This window comes from Thalassotalea sp. ND16A, from assembly GCF_000764205.1.
GTDB lineage: Bacteria > Pseudomonadota > Gammaproteobacteria > Enterobacterales > Alteromonadaceae > Thalassotalea_A.
Map to the genome: position 1 here is coordinate 1 of NZ_JQDZ01000053.1, position 20174 is coordinate 20174.

A 20174-nucleotide genomic window follows, 5' to 3' on the forward strand; every position below is an offset into this window, starting at 1 on the left:
CATTGAGATTATTGCAGCACCAAGGAAGGCAATATCGACTAACGAAGAGCGAACTTAGGCTCGCTCTAACTGAATTAGTTAATGAAACGTGAGATTAAACTTGTGGGGATCCTTCAGGTTGAAACCCCGCCAACCGAGTTTGGTTTTGGTTGGCGGGACTTCAGTCTCGCATTAGGGCGACGTTAGCCCTGGTTTTTTTTAGCGCGCTGCGGTAATTACGCGAGGTTGAAACCCCGCCAACAAAGCTAGGTTGAAACTCCGCCAACCTTGATCTTTTTAATTTTTCGAGGCGCTTGGATTGCCTGCGCCGGGGCCGCCATTACCATTGCCGCCGCCCAGCGTTCCGGGTGGTATCGGTGGTGATAAATCCAACGCTTTGCGTTGCTGCTCCATTTCATCTTCAGTGCTTACCACTGGCGGCAGTTGTGCAACAAGTTCTTTATTTTCCTCACTACCCGTTTGTTCAACCGCAGGGAGCTCGTTCACATCAAGCTTTTTAGCGGGAGTTACCACCATTGGCTCAGCATCTTTTATTGGTGCTGGTTGAGCATTATCAGACTTTTGGGCGATTAATTCATCGCTGGCTGGTTGCTTAATAACTTCAGTAAATGGTTGTGCAAGTTCCTCAGTAGGTTCATTGCTTTGTGGTAAAACCTGCTGCTCTTCGTTCCTTTCGGGTAAGGCGAGAGCAGCTAAAGTTGGTGCTTGCTCATTTATTTGCGGGCTTACAGTGAGGGTTTTATCTTCGGTTAACGGTTGATGTTGAGCTAAGTCATCGCTATTTCTGTTGGTCTTTACTGCCGAAACGGCAATAACCGAGGTGACAAAAAATAATGAAAGCAACGATGCTGTGGTTTTCCGTCTCATGAACAAGCCCTGCGTGGAGATTTTTGTTGTTTAATTAATTTCAGTCTAACAAAGTAATGAAGCGCAAGCTAGAAAAGCATAAGGGGATATCTTTTTGCTTTATTTAGGGAGGATAAACAAAGCTTTTCAAATATTGCTAAATAGAATATTACTGAGTTGTGACTTAAAAACCGTTTTTTTTATTATTGTTCTCATTGCACCATTTCGGAGGGTTTTTATTTTGACAAGCCCTTGAACTCTGCGCAACAGATGTTTTTGGTGACATTAATGCGGTTAAGGCAATTGGTGTAATCGCGGCCAACTTACCAAACTTAGCAATAAATTGACGTCGAATTTGTTGTTCACTCAGTTCAGGCTTTGTCGGCTCAGGCGTGTTTGACTCACTGTCATGCTGACAAATGAAAATATTATCTTTCATTTAGTATCCCTACTATTAATTACTGAGCTTTGACTCGTATCATGAAATTGCATCATAGCGTTTAATGCAAATGCGGGCAATTAGATTTCCCCCAAAAAAATTTATAAATGCATCTGATTGAAACAAATCTTACTTTACAGTGAAAGGTTAAACAGAGTAAATATTGGATTATTGAATGACACTGAATGTTGATTTAAAAGCTACTGGGATTTTTAGCAGCAGGACAACCTGGTGGTGGATTCGGTTTGGAACAAGCTTTTGAGCTTGGTGCAGCAGATGTTTTTGGTGACATTAACGCGGTTAAGGCTATTGGCGTAATGGCTGCCAGCTTGCCAAATTTAGCGATAAATTGACGACGAATTTGTTGTTCACTCAGCTCTGACAGTGTTGGCTCAGATTGGCGTTCTTCGGAGTCTAGCTGGTTGTTGCTATCATTCATCAATGTTTTACCACACTTTAAACCGATCTTTTGGTTAGTATCGTAAAATTGATAATAGCGTTTAACGTAAATGTGGGCAAGCGCATTTTCAACAAATGTTTAGGTTAAAAGATCATGCGGCAGATGTCGCCCTACAATAATCGTAAATAAGGCTAGCTTGAATTGAACCTAACAATGCAAACTTAAAAACCGTTCTTTTTATTATTGGCTGTAGTCTTACACTTTTTATGCCATGGATTTTTTTTACAAAAATCCGATTTAGGTGCTGCAGAGGTTTTCGGTGACATTAACGCGGTTAGGGCTATTGGTGTGATGGCAGCCATTTTTCCAAATTTAGCGATAAATTGACGACGAATTTGTTGCTCGCTTAGTTCTGGCTTTGCTGATTCAGACTGACCTTGTTCAGAGCTATATTGAAAGTTATTATAGGTCAAAAAATTATTCCACTATGAATTATGCACGACGAACACTTAAGCAAATTCACAAATCCGTTTAGATTGACATTTTAAGCGTGGTTTATACCCACTCAGAACTGGTCAAACCAGCACCGTAGGCAAAAACAGTATAGCATATGAGATAGATGGACGTATAGATTTATTGATTTAGATCGATAAAGTTCATCTTATTGGTTAGCGCGTTGCGGTAATTACGCGAGGTTAAAACCCCGCCAACTATAGGTGACCAACTGAAGCGGTTTTGTTGGCGTAATTTTAATCTCTCGCTACGGCGTGATTAGCCTTAAGGTTGGTTAACGATTCAACTAAATTTTATGCCCATTCGTTTAGTAAAAAACTATCGGAACTCCGATGACAAGAGCAAATATAAACAAAACCACGCCAAGCATTAAAAAGCGACTTTCTTTTAACGTTAAAGAACGATTGTATTCCTCAATATTTTTCATGGTTAATGCTTTGGTCAAATCAAGCTTACTTAAACCAATGGAAATCAGTAATAAACTAACCATGAAAGTTATCGGCAAAAATATTTCAATCATGTTTATTTGTTAAATCCTTGAGTTAATGGAGCTAAGAGTCTTTAAGTCAAACTTTGGCATATACCTCTATCATGATTTAGATAGCGATAGTTTCACCATAGGCGAGTGAAAACAAAAATAAGATAGAACCTATGATCAATAGTTTTTTTTCTTTCTCTGTTAATGAACTGTTATAAGTTTTTCTATACTCTTTTGATGATATTTTTGTTAGTTCAATTCTGCTATAACCCGCACCGATCATTAATAAGCTGATCATAAAGGTTATTGTTGCTACTGAATCAAGCATAAATTTCTCCTAAAAAACCGTTTCTATTAGATAGAAACGGTAATAATTTTAATCAGCGTCACATTGTCCAAGCATGCTATTTATATAGACGCCAATATTCCATCCAAAAGTGAATGAGGCTCCTAAACCTGCTCCAGCTAGAGCCCCAACAGCGCCTCCGGCTGCGGCTCCAATTGCGGCTCCGCCACCTGAGCCTTCCGTTATAGAAATAGTTTCACAGCCAGTTAAAGCGCCGCTGATTTGGTTTGTTTCATTAAAAGTTAATTCACGCATAGTTCAATTTCCTTTTGATTGCGTTAAGTAGTAATAAGGCGTTAAGCCTAGTTCTGCATACTCTGGATGGTTGGGTGATTTTTGATTGGTTTATTTGTCGAAATATAACCTGAGAAAACTCACAAATCCTTTTGTATGAGTTATTAATTGTGGCCGATATTTGTTTGTTGTCAACTTCATACGAATATTTAAGTGGTTTGGTTGGCGGAATTTTAGCCTCGCATTAGGGCGTGATTAGCCCTTATTTGGGTTACCGCGTTGCGGTAATTACGCGAGGTTGAAAACCCCGCCAACCAGGGTGGTGACTTTTGCTTTTGGTTGGCGGGACTTCAGTCTCGCGTTAGGGCGTTAGCCCCGGTTTTGGTTACCGCGTTGCGGTAATTGCGAGGTTGAAACCCCGCCAACCAGGGTGGTGGATTTTGCTTTTGGTTGGCGGGACTTGAGTCTCGCGTTAGGGCGTGATTAGCCTTGATTTGGGTTACCGCGTTGCGGTAATTACGCGAGGTTGAAAACCCCGCCAACCGGGGTGGTGACTTTTGCTTTGGGTTGGCGGGACTTTAGTCTCGCGTTAGGGCGTTAGCCTTGGTTTGGTTACCGCGTTGCGGTAATTGCGAGGTTGAAACCCCGCCAACCAGGGTGGTGACTTTTGCTTTGGGTTGGCGGGACTTGAGTCTCGCGTTAGGGCGTTAGCCTTGGTTTGGTTACCGCGTTGCGGTAATTGCGAGGTTGAAACCCCGCCAACCGATGGAGTGAGATCGTTGAATTGTTTTGGGTAATTTTTCTTAACTTGTTAAATGCAGTTCATATTTCATTTGCTGATGCAAGACACGAACAATAAATATGTCTTTAGTTCTCACTTTAAAGAAAATACTATGTTTTCTATATAAATAGCGTAAGTAGCCAGCCCTGATGTCAGTAACATTGTTTGCTATTTTTGGCTTAGATGCTAGTAAGTTAAAACATTCTTGCATCCCATTCAAATAGGCATCAGCTTGTTCAATGCCAAAGTCTGCCACAGTATATTGATAAATACGGGTAAGATCATCTACAGCTCGATTGGACAGAGTGTATTCACTCATTTAACAAATGCTTTTTTTGTTGGCGAATAATATCACTTACCGTTAAAGTACTTTCGCCACTCGCCTCACCTTCAAGCAAAGCCAGATTAATTGCTTGTTTTTCACCTTGGTTATGACGTATTAAATCACGAATGTAATCACTGGCATTGGCAAAGTGTCCACTTTCTACCTGTAAATCTATCCATTGGCGCATTTCACTAGGTATTGAAATATTAAGTGTGGCCATCATTTAACTCCTAAAGGTTTTACTATTAATTATCATGGCAAATATTGGCAAACTTTGTCAACCAGGTTTGTTAATTTTTGCTTTGGGTTGGCCTAGGTGGAGTTAACCCTGGTTTTGGTTACCGCGCTGCGGTAATTGCGCGAGGTTGAAAACCCCGCCAACCACGGTGGTGACTTTTGCTTTTGGTTGGCGGGACTTGAGTCTCGCGTTAGGGCATTAGCCCCGGTTTTGGTTACTGCGTTGCGGTAATTACGCGAGGTTGAAAACCCCGCCAACCGGGGTGGTGACTTTTGCTTTGGCTTGGCGGGACTTGAGTCTCGCGTTAGGGCGTTAGCCCCTATTTTGGTTACCGCGTTGCGGTAATTGCGAGGTTGAAAACCCCGCCAACCAGGGTGGTGACTTTTGCTTTGGGTTGGCGGGACTTGAGTCTCGCGTTAGGGCGTTAGCCCCGGCTTTGGTTACCGCGTTGCGGTAATTACGCGAGGTTGAAAACCCCGTCAACCGAAGGGTTAAACCTATTGGTGAAGTAGTCTCCATTTGCCCGCAATTGTCGAGGTGATGGTGCTGGTTATGCTCGATGAAACGCCTGCGCCTTTTAACAGTGTGCTCGCGTTAGAAATATTTTCCATAATTTCATCAGCCATTCGCAGTGGTTCTTTTGGATTGATGCCGGCATGCTTAGCCATTAATTCTAGCGCTTGTTTGTTTGGTCTGCTTCCGTCTCCGTTAAAGGCAGTCATGTGTTCGCCATAAAGAGAAGGTGAATAGACGACATCGTAAAAAGGCGACAGAGTCCAGTTATCTTTATCGTCACAGAGAAAGGCAAAGTTCTTTGCGTGATCATCTTGGTTGCAAATAAGGAAATTAAATAGCGCCCTTTGAATAACCTTTTTTGCCTCAGTTGCGCCGCACATAACGTGTGTAGCTTTAACCAGGTCAACATAGTCTAATGATGGTTCTCGAAATGATGCATCAAGTAAACCGCTGGCTGAAATCATATGCAGCCTCCCCTTATCACCGACACAATCGAATCTCTCCTGGCGCAGCCAGTACCTGTTATTGCTGGCATTTAACAAGTCAAAACTGGCGGTTTCGATACCGCACTGGTTCGCTAGCGTCATGCAGCAAAACTCCACTAAACTCTCATCGTGTTTAAGGTCGAACTTGTCTGATGTAAGCTTTATTAAACAGTGTTTGCCTGATGCGTGGCGATCTGTTGTGTATGAACCGTCGGGTAAAAGAATGGCGTTGACTTTAGGTCTCGCCCCGCCAGAGCCTGCTGTATCCATTAACTGTTCAACAAGTTCCGTTTCAGTTCCTTCAAATTCATCAATTGCTTTTTTGCCCAGTTCTTGAATGGATATATCTTTTTTTTGTTGCTCACCAGCTAGCGTCATAGTTGGCTCGAAATTGAGTGCGCCTAAGCAGTTGTCGCCAATAAAGGCGAGTCTTTCCAGTTGTGTTATTGTTTTGTGGTTGTAGCCGTTTTTTCTGAAGATTCTATCCATCAAGTAAAGCCCCCAGCCATCAGGCAAGCTATCGGCGAATACCCCGTGTAGTTTCTTATGGGGTGTTGCGGGACCCGCTTGGATACCTGTGGAGGCCTCTAAAGCGAACGGAGAAATGGTTGTGTGTTGGTTTAAATAATTTTCGTCATACTGGAAGTAAATGCCTGAATTGTTTTCGGCCAACTCCCCTACTCTAATGCTGCTGCCGTTAGATAGACGTCTGTTCACAATGAGTTTGTGATTAAGCATTATTGATCACCTCATCAAGACTTTTAGGGGATTCGGCCGGTCGAGTCAGTTGTTGAATGTCAGTCAGTTTTCCTACTTCAGCGTAAATCATTAAAAACTGTCGTAAGGAGATCTCACCTGTTTTTTCAAACCTGCGGATAGTGCTATCGGGCACGCCTGTTTTCACCGAAAACGCTTCACAGCTGTAGCCTTTTTTCTTGCGGGCTTTTTTTACAAAGCTCGCCAGTTCTATTTGTGTATCATAGGGTGTGAGTAGTGAAAACATCGGCATACCTCAATCCATCAAACTGCTAACATAGTAGCAATAAAAGCTATAAAACACAATAATTGCTATAATACTAGCAATTAATGGAGAGTATGGTGAATGTGAAACCTAATTGGTTTGGTTGGCGGGAATTTATTCTCGCGTAATTAGCACGAGGTAAGTTTTTTACCGCGTTGCGGTAATTGCGTGAGGTTGAAAACCCCGCCAACCGAAGGGGTGAAGCCTGAGGTTTTTGGTTGGCGGGACTTGAATTTAACAATAGAAACCTTAAACGGTTTGAGTATCGCGTTAGGCCGTTACGTTAGCCTTGGTTTTGGTTACCGCGTTGCGGTAATTACGCGAGGTTGAAAACCCCGCCAACCGGGGAGTTGAACTTATTTACGGTCTTCTTTATCGTGCCAAAGCCTTAAAATATAAATATTATTATCTTTAAGTAGATAACGAATTGTATATTTATTAATAAATAAGTCTCGAAGGTACTCAGAGGTTGGCGCTTCACGCACAGGTAAGCCTATTTGTGGAAACGTTTTCAATCTATTTATCGCCATTAACAGCTGCTGTGCTATTTGCTTTGCGGCGGCTGGATTTTTAATTTCAATAAACTCACGTAAACGCTGCAGGTCTTCTATGGCCTGTGGTGTGTAGGTTATTTTCATTTAGAGGGGGCTTTCAGTTCTTTATCTGACCCCCAACTTTCTAACCAGGAAGTTACTGAAGACTCATCAATAACATCGTTGTCTTTTACTGCCGTTAATGCCGGAATTGTTTGTTGCCAGCGATAGTCTGCCATCGACTCTTTGATAACAAACTCTTTAATTGCCTGGTTAATCAAATAATTTTTACTTCTGTCTAATTTTTTTGCCAAGGCTTCTAATGGCTCTTCAATTTCAGCTTTTAATCTAATGCTGGTTACGGTCATATTATCACCATTGAATACACTGTATTAACTTGTACTACAGTGTATTACAAGTTAGTAATTAAAGCCAAATAGCAGCCTATTTTTTGGTTACCACGTTGCGGTAATTACGCGAGGTTGAAACCCCGCCAACCGCAGAGGTGAAATTTAAGCGGTTTGGTTGGCGGGAATTTATTCTCGCGTTAGGGCGTGGTTAGCCCTATTTTTTGTTACCGCGTTGCGGTAATTACGCGAGGTTGAAAACCCCGCCAACCGCAGAGGTGAAATTTAAGCGGTTTGGTTGGCGGGAATTTATTCTCGCGTTAGGGCGTTAGCCCTAGTTTTTGTTACCGCGTTGCGGTAATTACGCGAGGTTGGAAACCCCGCCAACCTTGGAGGTGAAATTTAAGCGGTTTGGTTGGCGGGAATTTATTCTCGCGTTAGGGCGTGGTTAGCCCTAGTTTTTGTTACCGCGTCGCGGTAATTACGCGAGGTTGGAAACCCCGCCAACCGTAGAGGTGAAACTTAAGCGGTTTGGTTGGCGGGAATTTATTCTCGCGTTAGGGCGTGGTTAGCCCTAGTTTTGTTACCGCGTTGCGGTAATTACGCGAGGTTGAAAACCCCGCCAACCGAAGAGTGGAAATAAAAATACCAGGCGATGCCTGGTATTTTGGTTACTGCGTTGCGGTAATTATGCGAGGTTGAAACCCCGCCAACCGTGAGGTTGGTGTTGCCATTAAAACGGCAGGAAGTTGAAGGTATAGTTCAGTTCCGCTTCGTTTACGTCTTTGCCACCAAAGTTAATTAACTTGATTCGCGCCAGCAGTTTATTGATAAAGCTTTGATGCGCTAAATCGCTGTTAATAATGTTCACCGCTTGCACGGCGCCATTTGGCATAATAATTAGGCTCACCGTGACCTTACCCTGCAAACTCGGGTCCTGGCGTAACGCGCGACGATAAATGGAGTATAACGCCCCTTTGTTTTTATCGAACACTTTGCGAATCGACTCGGTCGTACGGCTACCACTGGCAACTTCGCTCGCCGATACTTGTTCCGCCTGTTCTGCTTCGCCGCCACCGGTGGTTGCTACTCGTGCAGTAAACTCGGTGGTTTTACGACCAGCCAGTTCGGTGCCAGAGCCCACATCGGCTGATAACGACCCCGCTTTCACTCCGCCACTGGTGCCGGTAGTAACTTTGCCCAGTAATACTCGCTCGGTTTCTTCTGCTTCTCCGGCACCGGCAACCAAGTCGTTACTGGCCAGGCTGTCCACGTCTACGGTTTCGCGCATTGCACTGAGTTCATCCGCTAATGCCAACAGTCCCGAGCTTTGCGCTTTTTCTTTTGCCTGTTGCTGTTGCTCCTGCTGTAGCTCTTCTGGGCTTGGTTCTGGCTCTGGCTCTGGTTCTTGTACGGCGACAATTTCAGGCTCTGGCTCCGGTTCAACTTCCGGCACCGGCTCAGGTTCTGCCACGGCAATTGGCTCAGGTTCGGGCTCAGGCTCTACGATCACCTTGCGCTCTTGGATCTTAACCAGCTGCGGCGGCAGTTTTTCTTTTTCTGCCCGACTTTCTTCTGGTAAGTCAACCATTTTAACGAGCACAGTAAACGCCACTGTTGCTGCTAAAAAACCCAGCGCGATACGATGAAAAAGACCATTGTCACCGTTTTGCTGCCAGGTTGGCAGGTCGTGTTGTTCAATCAAAGTCACAATGATTCTGCCTCCGTGTTCGTTGCCGCTACTCCATTACCGGCAGCGCGGTCAGCGCTAGCCGTGGCCGTTTGGTTCGCCCTTTTCGCAGCATTAAGCAGCTCGGCATCGCTTAGCCCTTGCATTTGCGCTACCGCCAATGAAATATTGGTGTAGCCGGCAGTGGCCGATGTTTGCATGATCTTTTTCAGCTGTTCATAAGGTACCGATTTATCGGCCATAATATTAATGCTGCGACCAAGTTCCAGCTCGGCTTCGGTTAATTGTCGTTTCGCTGCCTGGTAGGCCAATTCATCACTAAGCTCTTTGACAATAACGCCAGGGCGCGTTGCTAACTCACTTACTGAAATGATCTTTCTGCCTTGCAAAATGACATCATTGCTATTAATGGTGATAATTAAATTATCTTGCGCGCTTTCCTTCGACAGCGATTGTGGCAACTCAATTTCTTTATTGTTTTGCAGCACTTGCACATCAGAGGCATTGACCATTAAAAAGAATACCAAAATGGTAAAAATATCCATTAATGACACTAACGATAACTTCGAAGTTTTTGATGAACGCTCGTGATGGCGCTGCATCCGTTTAGCTCTTACCGACTGCTTCATGGGTTATCTCCTTGCGCATTGCTTAATCCGGCCAAAGCGTCTGCATTTGCTACGGTTAAGGCATCGCCTAAAGACACTTCAGGGAATAACTCAGCATCTACCACCGAGGCCACAACCACCGCTTTATAAGAGCGTACTTTATCCATTAAGGTCACTATGGTTTGATAATCAATTTGCGGCTCTAGCAACAAAGACAAGTCTTTTTTATCTATGCCCTGCTCATGCAGCAATTGCTTCACTTGCTGTAAGGTTTTTACTAACGTGTCGTAATCGTAGCCTTCGTCAGTGGAAACAATGGTTTTTAACAAATAGCTTTGCGGGTAATACACTTCAATTTGGTTATCTCTAACCATCAGCTCGAGTTGTTTTTCTGCTTCGCTATCAGCTTCGCTTTGTACACTCGGGTCGGTTAATTCCGGTAACTTAAGATCTAAAACGGTAATATGTGAAAATACCATCATCATCAAAAGCACCGGCACTAACACGATCATCAAGTTCATAAACGAGGTGATATCGAGTTCAGCTTCCTGACGCTTGATCCGGGGTTTTCTTAACATAATATCTGCCCGTATTAATCAGTGGAACGAGATTTTGTTGAAATTGTATCTTCACGGCCGATCAGGTTTAAAAACTTAATGCCAGCCATTTCCAGGTTATCGACAATTTCAGTGGTTTTGGTTTGCAATACTGAATGACATAGCAATAACGGAATGGCGGCAATCAAACCAAACGCGGTGGTGTTCATCGCCACTGAAATTGAATCAGATAACAACGACGCTTTTTCTGCGGGATCGGCACTGGCTACGGCAGAGAAAGCGGCGATTAAACCAATAATGGTACCCAGTAAGCCAAGCAAGGTAGAGATGTTGGCTAATGTGGCTAAATAGGCGGTACGTTTTTCTAAACGCGGTAATGCTTCCATTACGCCTTCTTCCATCGCAGATTCAATTTCATCACGGCGTGTCGTTTGGCTCATTCGTGACACCCCGGCTTTGAAAATAGTGGCAATGGAGGCGTCACTATTAACCCTGGCAATACTGTCAAAATCGGCTTGCTTAAGCAAAGGCGTAATGGCATTCATCGCACTACCATTGGCTTTTGACATTTTAAATAAATACAGCGCCCGCTCGATGGCAATGGCTAAACCTATTGCCAGCACGATGGCGATTGGGAACATGAAGGTGCCCCCTTCCTGGAAAAAACGAATAATTGTGTCAAACATAGGGTTTTCTGCCTTTTTTGTGTTGTATTGCTAATTTTGCCAAGGGCGTAAAAAGCGTTAAATTTTAAATAATAGTTACAGTATTGGTACAAGCACTTTGCGCTTTCGTCGTAATGCTACTGCTTAGATTTTTGGTAATAGTGAAGTTCACGCTTCAGGCTGTCCACCTCAAGCGCGGTAAACTTCATTTCGATTTGCCGGCTAACCGGTTTCGATATTACACTTTCGTGCTCTGGCTTTTGCCATGGCACCAGGGTTAAAACGGTTGGCTGCTCTTTATCACCCACTATGGTTGATTCAAGCGTGATCACCGAACGTTTTTGGATTGTTGACGCAACTTGCTTAGCTTGAGGCTCATCGCCCTTTGCCAGTTGCCCAGTATTATCGTCATCGCTACTTTGTTGCCCATTGGCAACAGGAGCGCTAGCAGCAGTAGTGCTAGTAACTTGACTAGGAACCGTCGTCGTTAACGCTTTGCCAGGTATGGCGTTGTTGTTAACGTCAATTGTTTCTAGCACTGGTTCACTGCTTGCTTCCTGCTCAGATAACATTGGTGCTGCTCCAACAAAACCAGACAAAAGCAAAGAGCCAAGTAGGCCAAATACGCCAGTCGCAACCGTTGCGGCGGCTTGATTTACCGTGTTATTAACTATGTTATTAACCATTATCAACAGCCCTCAGTTGCATTGAAATATCGGCTATCCAGCCCTTTACTTTGCGGTTTTTCTCATCGGTAAGAAGTTGATAGCTTTGGTAGTAAGCCAAGGCTTGTTGTTTCTCACCTAAATAAATGTCTAATAAAATGCCCAGGTTTAAGTGTGCCTCGGCAAACCCGCCCCAACTGGCAAGTGCCGCCTGGTAACTCGCTTTTGCCTGCATAAATTGCCCCTGGCGGCGATACACACTGCCTAAGCGGTTATAAGCAAAATAGTTATTACTATTGGCATGAGTGGCTTGCTGGTAATAGCGAGTGGCTTGCTCAATATCGCCAGATTCAAGGGCAATATCGCCCAGGTGCAGTGCTACCCCAGACAAGCTGCGGTTAGCCGCGCTGATGGCGGTTAAACGTGCCGTTGCACCAGCAATATCACCATCGGCCTTTAATGCTAACGCCGCGTTAACGCTGGCCTTTATTACGGCAGGCACTGGCACCGCACCTTGTTTGTACAGGTTGGGTAATGCTAACAGGCGTTGACGTTCTGCCGCTTTGGGATCGACTGTTTTCGCGTCAACGGTTTTGCCGGCACCGGCTTGGACGTGTTCGCCAACCTGCGGCTCTGCCGCACCAGGTAACTCAACCACTTCTGGTGAGGTGCTACAACCAGCTATCATTAGCGCCAGGGCCAATGCGATAACTCCCTTCGGGGCTCTCCGCAATGTCTCTACCCTCAATGTAACTAAAGTGGTTGGCGTGCAACAAAGATTAATAAATTTCATTTACTACCTCAACAATTTGTTCGACTTTGTTATAGCGGCCAGGCAATAGTTGGGCTAAATCGCGAAAGCTCTTTTGCACCCATTGATCATAGGTGCCATCAACGCTGCGTCTGGCATTCGCTTCATGCACGGCGATGGCTTTATCTTCAAACGGAAACGATTGCTCTTCGAGTAATATGTCGTATTGCTCAAGCTCTAATTCATTCAGGTTATCCGGCCGTTCTGACGCCATTAAATCTTTCGACAACTGGCTGTACACCTCGCCAATACGATAATTGGCAACGGTGGTGAATTCGGCCACCTGATATTTTACCGTTTTGTTATAGGCGGTTAGTGTTTGCTCGAGCAAGTCACGTTTTTTGCTCAGGCTTTTGTTTAACGGCAGAGTGAGTTTACGGCGTTTAAAATTGCTCATGGTTTCGTCGGCAAAAAATAGCGATGCCTGCGCCGCTAAATAGCGCGAGCGCTCACTGCGCTGCTCGTCAGCATTACGGTCGCTATCGATCATTTTTCGTAGCCAAAACTTATACTTTCGCGGTTCGCCATTGCTGCTGATACTGTGTTCGCTGCCTTTACGATAAAATTCACTCATCATAAATTGCGCTTCCACTAAGGTCGCAAATGGTGCTGCGTAGGTGTGTGCATAGGTACGGTAGGCGTCCAGTGCTTCAGCTTTATTGCCGGCCTTAAGATAGGTTTGTGCTGCTAACCATAAAAACTGTCTGGTTTCAGCCGATTTTGGCTGCACTGCCCAACTCATTTTTAAATACGCTGCAGCTTGCTGCCATTGCTCACTTTGCTGGTACGCATAAGCCAGTTTCGGCGCTATGGTATTGCTCAGTGTATGCTCTGGGTAACGCTGTTTGAAATCCAGCAGTTGCTCTATCGCCTGTTGATAACGCCCTAACGTTAACAAATGCGTGGCCATGTCGTACTGCGCATTGAGACGAATTTTTGAGTCCGGGGTTTTGCTTAACACTCGGGCAAATTGTGTTACGGCCAAGGCCAAATCTGCCGGTTCGGCGTTGGCCGCTATTTCACCCTGACGGTAAATCGTCGCTGCCAAACGGTCTTGCATGTCGGCATAACGATTATCGGTGGTTGCTAAGTTTGCCAATACCCGCTGATAGCTTAGCTCGGCGGCCGGGTAATCTTGTTGATAAAATTCACTGTGGGCAATCACCAGCAACGCTGATAATTTCTGCTCCGCAGTTAACTCACTATTACTGTTAAGGGTTTGTTTGGCATAATCGATAGCATGTTTATGTTCGCCGGCTTTAAAGTATTGCTGAAACAAGTCTTGTTGCACCGTTGAAGTTCGCAGGTCTCCGGGAAAAGTGGCAACAAACCGGGCTTTAACATCCAATTGTGCAAGCAATAAATCGGCTTTTTTGGCTTGGTTGGTCTCAGCGCTAAGCAGCTTATCATAGAGCAGAATAAGCGCATAAGCGGCTTCACTGCGATAATCAACGAGTTCAATATCACTCTCATCGATAACCGGAGCCGGGGCATCGTTAAGTTTGGCGGCTCGGCTTACCGTGCTTTCCTTATTTTGGCTAACGTTTTCATTCGCCCCAATTCCCGCTTTCTGGCTGGCAGCGCCGGCAATTGCCGCAGTGTCATTAACCGCAGTCACCTGGTCATAGGCTACTTGTTGATAAAATTCAGCCGCTTTGAGGTATTGGCCGGTTTCATAGAAACTCTCGGCCAGATAAAACTTAATGTTACTGGCGGCAATGGTACGGGGAAAATTTGCCAAAAATGTCTGGTACCAATGGGCAGTATCGCTGTACGCGGCTTTTACTAATGCTTTTTGCTCGGTTTTACTTACCGTATGCTCGCCGCTCGCCAGTAATCGACGTTGCTGCTGAGCGTTAGCATGGGCATCTTGCGACAACTCACGCAAAATATTAACCAACACCGGGGTCACTTGTGCTTTGGTGTGATTTTTGGCTCTCGGATTTACCTGTTGCCAATAGTCGTGGTCGAATTGATAGTGCTCAACAAAACGCTGTTTTTCCTCGGCCAGTTCGCCGGGAAAACCGCCTTGTTCAAGCACGGCCATTTTGCTTATCGACGCCAGCGGTGCTACCTGATGGTTAGGGTATACACTGACAAATTGGTTGTATACCGCAACAGCGTCGCTATAGCGTTGTTTCGTTAAATAAAATTCAGCCAGTAATTGATAATTAAGGTACTCGTACGGACGTTGCCCCAATTGCTGATAATGACGACTAATGGCCTGGCCATCATAATCATTTTCGTTACTGGAAAAAATCAAGGTCATGATCTTCAACGTTTCGCTAACGAGCTGGTGATCTTTGCGGTTTAACTGGCTTAATAACTCGGCCTGGCTATTCGAAGTTGCCATCAATTTGTAAGGAATTAGCTTATCTAAAATGGCACTGAACGAGTTCAATGCTTGCTGATGTTGCTCAACTTTAAAATAACTCCAGCCGCGCATGTAACTGGCAATGTTATAATACGGGTTCAGCGCACGGGCAACATTTTCATCATCCGCGACATTATGGTTTATCACATAATCATAGCTGGTCAGGGCGGCAACATAGCGCTGCTTTGAAAACAAAATCTCGGCGCGCCTAAATTGCACTTCCAGCATAAACTCATTGTTTGGGTGCTCAGTAATTAAGCGTTCAATCACCACTAAACTTTTATCTTGCTCGCCTTGCAGGTCATAAGCCTTGGCCAGTTGGTATAATAATTTGTCGCTGCCTTCGCCTTGTGGGTTTTGTTCAATAAAGCTTTCTAAGGTCACAATCGCATCACGATAATAGTCGTTGTCTTCAATGCTGCCGTACATTTGCGCCTGTTCACCTTGCAGCACATCCAATACCGCGATACGCTGCTGAACTTGTGCGCGTATTACCGGGTCGTTAACGCTGTTAAGCAACTCTTTATAGGCCGTATTTAACTCTCTCAGGCTAAGACTCGGCAATTCCATTTTCACTTCTGCTGACGGTTTTAACTCAAGGCTGGCCAAAGTGGCACTACGCTGTCTTGCCGGTGCCGGCTCTTGCTCCACTAACGAACAACCGTTTAACAAGGTGGTACTCAACAGGGCACTGATCGATAGCGCCAATAGCTTATGATTCATCATTAGCCCCTTCGTCGTATTCATTTGCGGGTTCTGCATCTGAGCTTATTGGTTGCCTGAGTTCGTCAATGTGTTGTTGATTAATGAACACTTCGTCATTCAATTGGACAATTGCGGTTTTCGCTTTCTCCAGATAAGTCGCTAAACCATGGCGTTGCTCGGCCAAAGACTGCGCTAAACTGGTTTGCAAGTTGCTCAATAACCGCTGCTGCAAGCTGCTGGCAACCGCCAATTTATTGGCAACGTTATACTGCATATCGGTCACCGGAGATAGCCCCAACTGTTGCGATTGCTGCAGCTTTAGCGCGGCATTATTGGCGAATAATTTAGCACGCTGGCCATCATTATCTAAATAGTAATCACCAATTTGCCATAACAATAGGCCAGCAAGTCGGTCTAAGCGGGCTTTTAAAGCCGGGTAGTTGTCATGTTGTTGCTGCTCGGCTAGTTTGCGGCTTAACCTCTGGTACTGTGAATATGAATGCTGTAATTGCTGTCGCTGGCCCAAAACCGGGTCGGCTTTAAACAATTTGCCAACCATGACGGATGCCAGTTGATTCAATTTGGCATTACTGGCCTGGTAGTTACTCGCTAACTCTGCCAATTGCGCTGCGCGCAACTGGCTTTCGTCTGCCTGGCTCAATGGCGAGGTTGCCGTAAATGTTGCCGTCGTTACTGCAGTTACTGAAGTTTCGCGGGTAGCAGCCGGTGGCTTTTCACCATAAAATTTATCCGCCAGTTGCGTCAGTTGCTGTTGCCAGTCATTAAGCAGAGTGATGCTGGCATTGACACTGTTTAAATCGTCAAGCTGTTGCTGAAATTCATTACTGGCAACCACCGCAAAGGTGTTAATGGTTGGCGGTAACACTAATCCAACCTGTTCGCCGATAAGATTGCCAGGCGAAGGTTTGCTTAACCCAGCCGTTGTGGTTGTTACTTTAGCTTTTACTGGCTGTAACAAAGACAAAATATAATCGTTGCTTGCGTTGCTCACGCTCTGGGTATCGTCAATGCCATCTTCATTACCCGCTGGGCTGCCATAAATGTTTGCCAACTCTGCAGTGAGCAATTGTTGCTGCTGGTTAAATTTAGTAATGGCCAGATGATACGCGGCATAGGCGCTTTTACTGTCGTGCAATTGCTGATACGCATAACCAATAGCAAGATACGCTTCAAGGACATAAGGGGTAAGCAGCTCGTGGCTGCTCAATTGTTGCCATACCATCAGCGCGGTTTGATAATCATCGCTATTGGCCGCTGCCCAGCCGTAACCCAGCATTGCCGCTTCACTGTCAATGCCGTCTAATCTGACCCGTTTAAAGGCGTCAATGGCCTGGCGATTTTGGCCTTGTTCAAGCGATAAATACGCGAGGGCCAAATTGGCTCTATCCAGCAAGGCTTCAAGTTCGTCGGTAATGACGATTTCAATAACCGCTTGTTCTTCATCGCCATCGGCTTTGCTTCGCACTGGCGGCTGGATCTGCGTCACCTTGGCTAAGGCGCTTATTGCTTGTTCGGTTTGTTCATTGGCAATTAACAGCATTGCCTGATTAAAGGCTAAATAACGGTGGTATACCGAGGCCGCGCCGATCTGTTGCTGTGCAGCACTGGCGCCATTAATGTCACCAAATTTTAACAACAATTGTGCGTTTAAAAAATGATAATCGTCTTGATGTTGTGCGGCTAAATGATTGCCCATTAGCGCAAGCGCTTGTTTGGCTTGTTGGTAGTGCTGTTTTTTATACAGCGCTTTGGCAAAGCTTAAATAGACCAAATCGCGGTACGGCAAGTTACCACTGACGTTCGCTTGTTGTAGCTGCTCCTGCGAAAATATATCGTCGGCGGCCATATCCATTTGAAAATGCAATTGCAGGCCGGCTTTGAATAGCTCGCTGTTACCGCTAAGATCAACAATGGCTTTTTTGTGATTTATTGCCAGCTGCGTTAACGCAGCAAAGTTGTTGCCCTGGTAATATTGATAGATGGCCATGCCTTTGCTGACGCGGACAAGGTTTTCTGCAGTCGCAGCCTTGTTAGTTTCAGCGCTAAGGGCATTGGTTTTAGCAAAGGCGGTCGTTAACGGCGACAACGTGCTCACCGCTAAACAGGCAACAAAGCCAACAGTTAACATGCCACTTTTACTTAAGTTGGTACCTATACTGCTGCCGATACCGGCCCTGTTTGTTTGCTTAACAGGCTGGCTTGTCTGTGCTTGTCTCATCGCAACTCTCATCCGCATTACAGCTCTACAGCAACAAACTGGGGTTGCAAGGCGGTAGCGTTATAGCCTATTTTTAACTCTAGCGCATTGGCCGCGCTGGTTTTGTGCACCGTTGTGCTCAACCCGCGTTTTAACTTATTGCCCTGGCTGTCGGTGCCGCTAAAGAACGCGGTAACCACATGTTCGCCAACATCGATTTCGCCCATAAACATGCGATCAATACCACCGCGCTGCAGGGCATCTATCTGAATGTCATCATACTGGCTGGTCGCCACGTTTTCGCCATCAATGACTAACTTAACTGCACTAAGGGTAAAACTGTTGCCCGCATCTATCGATACATACACCGCCAGCTGTTCAGTTTGCGGGTATAGCATTTGCTCTTCCAGCAACTGCAACTCGCTGGCAATATCCACCACATCGGCTTTTAACTGTTGTAATTGTTGCTCGACATTTTCCGCCGCCGCAGCGCTGATGGAAAAAGTGCTGATGGAAAAAAGCGCCATCCAAAAGGTGGCAAGGGTAGAGTTGGCCTTCATAAGTTGTTTCATGCAATTACCTGTTAATTCAATTAGGGCTTAGAAAAAATACGCAACACCGGCGTTTGCTTCGGTATCTATCGCCCACTCATCATCATTGCCAAATTCATGATGAACATGACCACGTAAATCAAACCGTAGCGAAAAAGAGTCCGTAATCATTAACCGGTAACCGGCACCGGCAACGACGCTATTTAAGCTGCTGCCTTCAATTTCTATGTCACCAATACCGGCAACGAAAAATATTGATGACTTGGCACTAAGGTTTGAGGCAATAAAGGTATTTTGATGAACGTTATAGCCGAGTACGCCATTGAAATATTTTACTGCAGGAGTGTGGTTAGTCTCTGAATAAGAAAGCTCGGCAAAAAAATTCTCATTTAAATGGTAGGCAAAACGGCCGCCGGTTACCGCATTACTGCTGCCGGTATCTAAATTTACTGCACCGGCAAAAACGCCAATTTCCCAATCGGCCGAATGCAAATCAACGTCTATCGCTTGCCGGGCAATTACCGGCTCAATAATATCGGTTTCACTGCCTTGTGTTGCTGCTACGCCACCTTGACTAAAAGCCAGCATAGCCGCCAACAAACACACTTTAGATTTCACATTCACCACGTATAGCTCCTTTGTTGCCTATTTCAGGCGATAATTTATTCTTATTCTTGAGTGTCTGCTTACTGCCAACACTGATAATTTACACTCGTATTTCACTTCGCTATTAAAAGCATTTTGACTGACGCCTAGCTCAGCCAAATTTAGCTAATATACCGGCAAGGCCAGCAGGGGTAATCACCACTTTATTGCCGTCAACGTCCAGAGTATTGGCCATATCGGCAAAACTTATCCAACCGGCGGTGCCGTCGCTACTAATAATTTTAAAATAACCGGTACGACGAGACTCAACCGTTATCCATTCGCCTTGTTCGGCAACATAAAATATTGGCTGCTCAGCACTGGGGCCGGTATGCATGTTTATAAATGCAGTGGCAACCTGTACCTTGGGATTGCTTTCGGCACTAACCGAAAAAGCCATTGATAAAAGACAAATAGCGGTTAATAACGAAGATTTAAAAAATTGCAGTAATAAATGCATAGGATGTTAGCGCCTTTAGTTATTATTTTAGTTTTTACCCGGGCAAAAAACCGGTTAGCTAAGCAGAGGTTCTTGCGGTTAATTTCTAAATGAATACTTCAATTCAAGCATAGCTTTGTCAATCTGTCGAATACACAAGCTAATAGAAAGTTAACAGAGCGCTAAAACTAGCACCTTTTTAAACGTTAAAACAGTAAAAAGCCGCTAATTAATAATCTTTTTCGAATACATAACAATTCGGTTACATACCGTTAACAAAATCGCACATTCCTTTAGGGTATTGACGTAGCGAGCTTTTCAATTATTTTTTAGTTAGCAATTTACAACCATTATTAGTTCAAATTCGGCAGAATATTAAAAAACGGTTACGGTTTAGTTACTTAGCAAGAAATAACTTGATTGATCAATTTTTTGTCCTGGTTGGCGGGACTTCAGTCTCGCGTTAGGGCGGAGTTAGCCCTGATTTTGGTTACCGCTTTGCGCTAATTACGCGAGGTTGGAAACCCCGCCAACCATAGGGTAACCGGGCATGGGAAGATTGCAAAATATACTGTCCAGTAAGGACTTGCGCTAAGTTTTGCTGAGCTTATATAATAACGTACTGAACTATCTTTTCCCATCCTTCGACGCCAGCAATAACAGCAAAAACGGCAAGAAACAGAATCTCTGACAAGGTATGTTCAACGTTCCATTTTGTCTTGGATCATTAATAATTGAATTCTG

The 20174-nt window shown here is 44.8% G+C and carries 24 protein-coding genes and 1 pseudogene; all 25 read right to left on the bottom strand.

The features are described 5' to 3' along the window. Positions 1–276: 276 nt before the first annotated feature. Positions 277–867, bottom strand: coding sequence for a hypothetical protein (locus ND16A_RS09665; protein WP_033077534.1), 591 nt, complete (start codon positions 865–867; stop codon positions 277–279). A gap of 163 nt (positions 868–1030) precedes the next feature. After that, complete coding sequence (locus ND16A_RS09660; RefSeq protein WP_033077535.1) at positions 1031–1285, bottom strand: hypothetical protein; 255 nt, start codon at positions 1283–1285, stop codon at positions 1031–1033. A gap of 193 nt (positions 1286–1478) precedes the next feature. Then, the gene (locus tag ND16A_RS09655) at positions 1479–1724 is read right to left on the bottom strand and encodes a hypothetical protein (RefSeq protein ID WP_033077536.1); all 246 of its coding nucleotides are present in this window, start codon (positions 1722–1724) and stop codon (positions 1479–1481) included. 182 nt (positions 1725–1906) lie between these two features. Further along, on the bottom strand, positions 1907–2158 hold the full coding sequence (locus ND16A_RS09650; RefSeq protein WP_033077537.1) for a hypothetical protein: 252 nt from the start codon (positions 2156–2158) through the stop codon (positions 1907–1909). 347 nt (positions 2159–2505) lie between these two features. Next, positions 2506–2718: a hypothetical protein gene (locus ND16A_RS09645; RefSeq protein ID WP_033077538.1), complete on the bottom strand. Its 213-nt coding sequence runs from the start codon at positions 2716–2718 to the stop codon at positions 2506–2508. 76 nt (positions 2719–2794) lie between these two features. Continuing rightward, positions 2795–3004: a hypothetical protein gene (locus ND16A_RS09640; RefSeq protein ID WP_033077539.1), complete on the bottom strand. Its 210-nt coding sequence runs from the start codon at positions 3002–3004 to the stop codon at positions 2795–2797. Positions 3005–3052: 48 nt separating this feature from the next. Next, positions 3053–3277 carry a hypothetical protein gene (locus ND16A_RS09635; protein ID WP_033077540.1) on the bottom strand — a complete coding sequence of 75 codons (225 nt, stop codon included), beginning with the start codon at positions 3275–3277 and terminating at the stop codon, positions 3053–3055. A gap of 782 nt (positions 3278–4059) precedes the next feature. Continuing rightward, a complete protein-coding gene (locus ND16A_RS09630; RefSeq protein ID WP_033077542.1) occupies positions 4060–4356 on the bottom strand; it encodes a type II toxin-antitoxin system RelE/ParE family toxin in 297 nt (98 codons plus the stop codon). Further along, positions 4349–4585, bottom strand: a complete 237-nt coding sequence (locus ND16A_RS09625) for a type II toxin-antitoxin system ParD family antitoxin (protein ID WP_235282098.1) — start codon at positions 4583–4585, stop codon at positions 4349–4351. Before ND16A_RS09625 ends, ND16A_RS09630 begins: the two co-directional genes overlap by 8 nt. 512 nt (positions 4586–5097) lie before the next feature. Further along, the gene (locus tag ND16A_RS09620; RefSeq protein WP_033077545.1) at positions 5098–6339 is read right to left on the bottom strand and encodes a type II toxin-antitoxin system HipA family toxin; all 1242 of its coding nucleotides are present in this window, start codon (positions 6337–6339) and stop codon (positions 5098–5100) included. Beyond that, positions 6332–6604, bottom strand: a complete 273-nt coding sequence (locus ND16A_RS09615) for a helix-turn-helix transcriptional regulator (protein WP_033077546.1) — start codon at positions 6602–6604, stop codon at positions 6332–6334. The genes ND16A_RS09620 and ND16A_RS09615 overlap by 8 nt, the downstream gene beginning before the upstream one ends. A 374-nt stretch (positions 6605–6978) precedes the next feature. After that, positions 6979–7260, bottom strand: coding sequence for a type II toxin-antitoxin system RelE/ParE family toxin (locus ND16A_RS09610; protein ID WP_033077547.1), 282 nt, complete (start codon positions 7258–7260; stop codon positions 6979–6981). Further along, entirely contained in the window at positions 7257–7523 is a 267-nt protein-coding gene (locus ND16A_RS09605) for a ribbon-helix-helix protein, CopG family (protein ID WP_033077548.1), read from the bottom strand. The genes ND16A_RS09610 and ND16A_RS09605 overlap by 4 nt, the downstream gene beginning before the upstream one ends. A 712-nt stretch (positions 7524–8235) precedes the next feature. Beyond that, on the bottom strand, positions 8236–9213 hold the full coding sequence (locus ND16A_RS21035; RefSeq protein WP_052073058.1) for an AgmX/PglI C-terminal domain-containing protein: 978 nt from the start codon (positions 9211–9213) through the stop codon (positions 8236–8238). Next, the gene (locus ND16A_RS09595; protein ID WP_081945561.1) at positions 9210–9821 is read right to left on the bottom strand and encodes an ExbD/TolR family protein; all 612 of its coding nucleotides are present in this window, start codon (positions 9819–9821) and stop codon (positions 9210–9212) included. Before ND16A_RS09595 ends, ND16A_RS21035 begins: the two co-directional genes overlap by 4 nt. Then, positions 9818–10378 carry an ExbD/TolR family protein gene (locus tag ND16A_RS09590; protein WP_033077550.1) on the bottom strand — a complete coding sequence of 187 codons (561 nt, stop codon included), beginning with the start codon at positions 10376–10378 and terminating at the stop codon, positions 9818–9820. Before ND16A_RS09590 ends, ND16A_RS09595 begins: the two co-directional genes overlap by 4 nt. Positions 10379–10392: 14 nt before the next feature. After that, positions 10393–11043, bottom strand: a complete 651-nt coding sequence (locus tag ND16A_RS09585; RefSeq protein ID WP_033077551.1) for a MotA/TolQ/ExbB proton channel family protein — start codon at positions 11041–11043, stop codon at positions 10393–10395. Between the two features lie 116 nt (positions 11044–11159). Continuing rightward, positions 11160–11708, bottom strand: a complete 549-nt coding sequence (locus ND16A_RS20225; protein WP_052073059.1) for a hypothetical protein — start codon at positions 11706–11708, stop codon at positions 11160–11162. Continuing rightward, positions 11701–12480 carry a tetratricopeptide repeat protein gene (locus ND16A_RS0119185; protein WP_081945562.1) on the bottom strand — a complete coding sequence of 260 codons (780 nt, stop codon included), beginning with the start codon at positions 12478–12480 and terminating at the stop codon, positions 11701–11703. The genes ND16A_RS20225 and ND16A_RS0119185 overlap by 8 nt, the downstream gene beginning before the upstream one ends. Next, complete coding sequence (locus ND16A_RS19930) at positions 12467–15598, bottom strand: tetratricopeptide repeat protein (RefSeq protein ID WP_160173505.1); 3132 nt, start codon at positions 15596–15598, stop codon at positions 12467–12469. The genes ND16A_RS0119185 and ND16A_RS19930 overlap by 14 nt, the downstream gene beginning before the upstream one ends. Continuing rightward, positions 15585–17816 (bottom strand): hypothetical protein, encoded by a 2232-nt coding sequence (locus tag ND16A_RS09580; protein WP_152593856.1) that lies wholly within the window; start codon positions 17814–17816, stop codon positions 15585–15587. The genes ND16A_RS19930 and ND16A_RS09580 overlap by 14 nt, the downstream gene beginning before the upstream one ends. 17 nt (positions 17817–17833) lie before the next feature. After that, positions 17834–18367 (bottom strand): hypothetical protein, encoded by a 534-nt coding sequence (locus ND16A_RS09575; RefSeq protein ID WP_052073061.1) that lies wholly within the window; start codon positions 18365–18367, stop codon positions 17834–17836. A 27-nt stretch (positions 18368–18394) separates the two neighbouring features. Next, on the bottom strand, positions 18395–18973 hold the full coding sequence (locus ND16A_RS09570; protein WP_033077553.1) for a hypothetical protein: 579 nt from the start codon (positions 18971–18973) through the stop codon (positions 18395–18397). Positions 18974–19103: 130 nt separating this feature from the next. After that, positions 19104–19451 (bottom strand): SH3 domain-containing protein, encoded by a 348-nt coding sequence (locus ND16A_RS09565; RefSeq protein ID WP_033077554.1) that lies wholly within the window; start codon positions 19449–19451, stop codon positions 19104–19106. 586 nt (positions 19452–20037) lie between these two features. Next, positions 20038–20136 (bottom strand): annotated as a pseudogene (locus ND16A_RS21995) (hypothetical protein); the annotation flags it as partial. Between the last annotated feature and the right edge of the window lie 38 nt (positions 20137–20174).